Annotated in this window: 1 protein-coding gene and 3 tRNA genes; 1 reads left to right on the top strand and 3 read right to left on the bottom strand. The window is 57.3% G+C overall.

Annotated elements, in window-relative coordinates:
- Positions 1–284: 284 nt before the first annotated feature.
- The 3 genes from BTW08_RS18455 to BTW08_RS18445 form a co-directional block, all read right to left on the bottom strand.
- Positions 285–371 (bottom strand) — tRNA-Leu (locus BTW08_RS18455).
- Between the two features lie 46 nt (positions 372–417).
- Positions 418–504 (bottom strand) — tRNA-Leu (locus BTW08_RS18450).
- Positions 505–547: 43 nt separating this feature from the next.
- Positions 548–634 (bottom strand) — tRNA-Leu (locus BTW08_RS18445).
- Between the two features lie 270 nt (positions 635–904).
- On the opposite strand from BTW08_RS18445, the gene BTW08_RS18440 reads away from it, so the two are divergent.
- On the top strand, positions 905–1,095 hold a 191-nt coding region (locus tag BTW08_RS18440), incomplete at its 3' end, for a hypothetical protein (RefSeq protein ID WP_139313728.1).

The following is a 1,095-nucleotide window of genomic DNA, read 5'->3' as shown; positions in this document are numbered from 1 at the left end:
GTTGGAAGGAAAGGTGGAAAAGAGCGGTTGGGGGCTGGAAGCGGTCTCGACTCGGCCCGGACGCTATCAGTAGCCGTGGAATGGAGTCGGCGCTGAAGGTTGCCGATGTCGGCCGCTTGGCAAACCGGTCGTCTACTCGCGAATTCATCGAGCCAGCGACGATCTGGATGCAAAGAACGATCTGGATGTAAACAAGGGTCGGAAACGACGAAAAATCAAGATGGGAAAGCGTTACGTCAAAGCCGTCGTTAGCGGGGGAGTGCTGCCGACTGTTACATGACACGTGGTGCCCAGGAGAGGACTTGAACCTCCACATCCGTAAGGATACTAGCACCTGAAGCTAGCGCGTCTACCAATTCCGCCACCTGGGCGTGTCATGTATCGGTGCTGCCAGGAGTCCGAAAAACTCCCTTGGAATGGTGCCCGGAAGAGGACTTGAACCTCCACGTCCATAAGGACACTAGCACCTGAAGCTAGCGCGTCTACCAATTCCGCCATCCGGGCTTATCCGGCCTTGTGCGTTCGAAACATCCATCGCCGGAAGCGATGGTGCCCAGAAGAGGACTTGAACCTCCACGTCCATAAGGACACTAGCACCTGAAGCTAGCGCGTCTACCAATTCCGCCATCTGGGCCAAGGCGCGATGCATGATACCGGCTTTGCGTCCGAATGCAAGCGTCCGATTGTCGGCGATTTATCCTCCCGAACCTTGCCACTGCGGCGCTCCACGGTGGCTCTTCGTCAACGCTATTGCCCCGTTTGCACAGTGCATGGTTGGGTCAGGCAGGCGTGACCGCTATACTTGGCGCATGAATCCAAAAAAATTGAACGGCTCAAGCCGCCTGCCGCGTGAATTCTCTCCACAGCCCAAGCCCAGTAGGCTCAACGCAAGGACGATGGTTGCATGACTCATTGGACATTGGATGACGACCCGCACGCGGCTCGTGAAGCAGACAAATATGACAGTCCCGTACCCAGCCGTGAGTACTTGCTCGCGCGCCTTGAGGAGTACGGCAAGCCGATTACCCACGAAAACATGAGCGCCATGCTGGGGCTCGAAGATGACAACCAGCTGGAGGCGGTGCGTCGCCGGCT

It is taken from the genome of Salinicola sp. MH3R3-1 (genome assembly GCF_001937155.1).
Lineage (GTDB): Bacteria > Pseudomonadota > Gammaproteobacteria > Pseudomonadales > Halomonadaceae > Salinicola > Salinicola halophyticus.
This window is presented reverse-complemented; position numbering and strand designations above follow the sequence as displayed.